Annotated in this window: 3 protein-coding genes; all 3 read left to right on the top strand. The window is 69.7% G+C overall.

Going from position 1 to position 3,830, the window contains the following annotated elements; all coding sequences use genetic code 11:
* Positions 1–235 precede the first annotated feature (235 nt).
* Complete coding sequence (locus tag G6027_RS01440) at positions 236–1,918, top strand: peptide chain release factor 3 (protein WP_182634745.1); 1,683 nt, start codon at positions 236–238, stop codon at positions 1,916–1,918.
* Between the two features lie 388 nt (positions 1,919–2,306).
* Complete coding sequence (locus tag G6027_RS01435; RefSeq protein WP_182634743.1) at positions 2,307–3,581, top strand: MFS transporter; 1,275 nt, start codon at positions 2,307–2,309, stop codon at positions 3,579–3,581.
* Positions 3,578–3,830: hypothetical protein (locus G6027_RS01430; protein WP_182634741.1), on the top strand; the 253-nt coding region annotated here is incomplete at its 3' end. The genes G6027_RS01435 and G6027_RS01430, both read left to right, overlap by 4 nt.

The following is a 3,830-nucleotide window of genomic DNA, read 5'->3' as shown; positions in this document are numbered from 1 at the left end:
GGGGCGCACCCGTCGCCCGCGTCGAACAGAACCGGCTCACCCGCCGCTACCTCGCCGCTCTCGTGGACCGTCCCGGCGCACCGCGCCCCGAGGGCGATCACCGCCCCGTGTGACCTCGCCTTTCGTGCGCGCCCGCCGACCCCGGGCGGTGCACCGGCGGATTGGGTGCTCGAACGTGGACGGACGTACCCTGGGATGACGACGGCGAGGGCCGCCGGAGCACCGAGGAGGACGCGTGACGGAGACCGCCGAGGACACCGGGACGACCGGGCAACCCGCTGGTCCCGACAGGTCCGGGGCCCACGCGGACGTACGCTCCGAGGTCGCCCGACGCCGGACCTTCGCCGTGATCGCCCACCCGGACGCCGGCAAGTCCACGCTCACCGAGGCGCTGGCGCTGCACGCCCGGGTCATCACCGAGGCCGGAGCCGTCCACGGCAAGTCCGGCCGTCGGTCGACCGTCTCCGACTGGATGGAGATGGAGAAGGCCCGCGGCATCTCGGTCAGCTCCACAGCACTGCAGTTCACGTACAAGCCGGCCGGGTCACCGGAGGACGACGAGCCCTACGTCATCAACCTCGTCGACACCCCCGGCCACGCTGACTTCTCCGAGGACACCTACCGCGTCCTCACCGCGGTCGATGCGGCGGTCATGCTCATCGACGCCGCCAAGGGCCTCGAGCCGCAGACGCTCAAGCTGTTCCGGGTGTGCAAGCACAACGGCCTGCCCATCATCACGGTGATCAACAAGTGGGACCGGCCGGGGCAGGCTCCGCTGGAACTACTGGACGAGATCACCGAGCAGATCGGCCTTGTCCCCACCCCGCTCTTCATGCCGGTCGGCATCGCCGGCGACTACCGGGGCCTGCTCCGTCGCGGCCCCGACGGGGCGCCGGAGGAGTACATCCACTTCACCCGCACCGCCGGTGGCTCGACCATCGCCCCGGAGGAGCACTACGACCCGGCCTCCGCCGCCGACCGTGAGGGCGATGTCTGGGAGACCGCCGTCGAGGAGTCCGAACTGCTTTCGGCCATGGGCCAGGACCACGACCAGGAGCTCTACCTGGCGGGCGAGACCAGCCCGGTGATCTTCGCCTCCGCCATGCTCAACTTCGGTGTCCACCAGATCCTCGACGCGTTGGTCGAGCTGGCCCCGCCGCCGCACGCGTGGGACACCGTCACCGGCGCACCGCGTGAGACCTCTGATCCGTTCTCCGCGGTCGTGTTCAAGGTGCAGGCCGGCATGGACGCCGCGCACCGCGACCGGCTCGCGTTCATGCGCGTGGTCTCCGGCGAGTTCGAGCGCGGCATGGTGGTCACCCACGCGCAGTCCGCCAAGCCGTTCACCACCAAGTACGCGCTCACCGTCTTCGGCCGCGACCGCACCACCGTCGAGACCGCCTACCCGGGCGACGTGGTGGGCCTGGTCAACGCCACCGCCCTGGCCCCCGGGGACACCCTCTACACCGGTAAGAAAGTCCAGTTTCCGCCGATCCCCCAGTTCGCGCCCGAGCACTTCGCCGTGGTCCGCGCGCAGTCGTTGGGCAAGTACAAGCAGTTCCGCAAGGCCATCGACCAGCTGGCCGCCGAGGGTGTGGTGCAGATCCTGCGCAACGACACCCGCGGCGACGCGAACCCCGTCATGGCCGCGGTCGGGCCGATGCAGTTCGAGGTGGTGACCGCCCGCATGAAGACCGAGTTCAACGTCGAGGTGGTCGTCGACAACCTCCCGTACTCCATCGCCCGCCGCACCGACGCAGCCTCCGCCGACGAGCTCGGCCGCCAGCGCGGGGTGGAGGTGTTCCAGCGCAGCGACGGCGAACTGCTGGCCCTGTTCGGCGACAAGTGGCGCCTGCAGTACATCAGCAAGGAGATGGAGCACCTCACCATCGAGCCGCTGGTCGCCGACACCGCCTAGCGCGGGGGCCCCTCGTATCAGGATGGATCGCGTCGTTGGTGACACGTCGTCGGTCACAATTGGCCCAAGGCCCTTCCGCCTCCCCACTGACCGACAGCGCCTCGTCGAGAACCCCGTGAGCTCCACAGGCGTGGCGGGTGTCGTGCTCAGGGGCGTGGTCATGAACGTTCACCCCGGTATTCCTGGTGCTAGAATCGCCGTTCTTACTGTCGTGCACAACGGGGGGCTGGACGTCGGTGTCCCCGCCGCGGAGTGAGGGGGCGTCGAGAGTGGTCGTGACGTGGACGATGACCGCCGTGGCGTTCCCACTGCTCCTCAACCGGGCGCCCGGACCCGCCGGGCGCCGCGTCGACGATTCGGTGCGTCCCGCGCGGTGGCCGGGGCGCCTATGACGCCCCGGATCCGGAACCGCGCGTGGGCGCCCTTGTTCGGCGTAGGCCTGTTCGTCGCCGCGGGATCAGCGGGGTACTTCTACAACCTCACCTTCGTGCAGCTGGGCCTGGTCGATCTGGGCGCGCGGGTGATCGGTCTGCCGGATGAGCGGATCGCCCGCGCGATGGCTCTGCTGGCCGGGTTGACGCTGTTCGTCGCGCTGGTAGCGGGGCTGGTGATGCACCGCCGCCGCTGGAGCGAGGACTTCCACGTGAAGCTGCGACTGTTGGCAGTGGTGGTGGTCATGCAGACCGCACTCACCGCAGTTGCACCCCAGGTGCGCAGCGAGTCGGGGCTGCTCATGTGGATCGCGGCCGCCTCGGTCGGCCTGGGCCTCGGCGTCCCCAGCCTGTTCGGTCTGACCTGTGACCTCGTGCCCACCCGGCAGCGCGGGCCGGTTGCCGCGGTGATCACCTCGGCGGCGTTCCTGCCCGCAGCGGTCTTCTCCTCGGATTGGCGGATCGAACAGTTCGCCGCCCAGTTGCTGTGGTTGATGACACCGAGCGCGGTGGCCCTCGTGGCCCTCGCCTTCCTCCCGTGGAAGCTGACGGACACCCTCGCCGGTCAGCACCATCTGCCCCGATACGGGGTCGGCCGTTTCGTCCGTCATCCGGCCCGGCCCGGTCGGTGGCCGGGGCGGGCGTTCACGCTGGCGCTGGTACTCATGTTCGGCGTCTACTTCATCGACAGCTTGGGGTTCCTCCGCATCGTCGACAGCGCCGTGTACACGGACTCCGCCTGGCATTCGCGGGACCCCGCGACGCTGTGGGCGATCGGGGGCGCGCACGTGCTCGCGGCCGCCCTCGCGGGGATCCTCTATCCGGCTCTCGGGCGGCGGGTCCTGCTGGGCTGGATCTTCGCGCTCTTCGCCCTCACCCAGCTCAGTTACGCGCTCCATGCCCTGACCACCCCTGAGCTGCCTCCCGCCCTGGGACTGCCGATGCTCTACGCAGTGGCGGTGAGCATCTACACGGTGTTGAACTTCGCGCTGTGGGCGGACTTCTCCACCCCGGCCACGATCGCACGGAACACAGCTCTGGGCGTCGGTGTCTCCGGCTGGATGGCGACGTTCCTGAGCACCTCCCTGTCGATCTGGTGGGCATCCGTCGAGCTGCCGTTCGCCGAACACCTGCGGGCCGTCGCCGCGATCAGCCTGCTCCTGTTCACCGTCACCGTTGTCCTGTTCCTCCTCCCGGAGCGACAGCGGACCGAGGAGGAACGATCTGCATGACCCCGGTCCCGACCCGCTACCTACGCCTGCTGTTGCTCCTCCTGGGCGGGCTGCTCGTCGCCGCCTGTGCCCCGACGGAGCCCGGCCGATACTCCGCGACCCTCATCACCCAGCAGCACCACGTCGTCGAGGACGGCCAGGTCCTCGTCGGGGACATCGTCGTGGTCGGCGGGACGGTGGGACTGGAGGGCGGCGCCGAACATCTCGGCTCGGTGACCGTTCTCGCCGGCGAGGCGTGGATCAGTGGAC

It is taken from the genome of Dietzia sp. SLG310A2-38A2, from assembly GCF_014145095.1.
Taxonomy (GTDB): Bacteria; Actinomycetota; Actinomycetes; order Mycobacteriales; family Mycobacteriaceae; genus Dietzia.
This window is presented reverse-complemented; position numbering and strand designations above follow the sequence as displayed.

Bases quoted from the DNA above. Each gene is read 5' to 3' on its own strand.
- G6027_RS01435 (WP_182634743.1), top strand. From the start codon at position 2,307: ATGACGCCCCGGATCCGGAACCGCGCGTGGGCGCCCTTGTTCGGCGTA.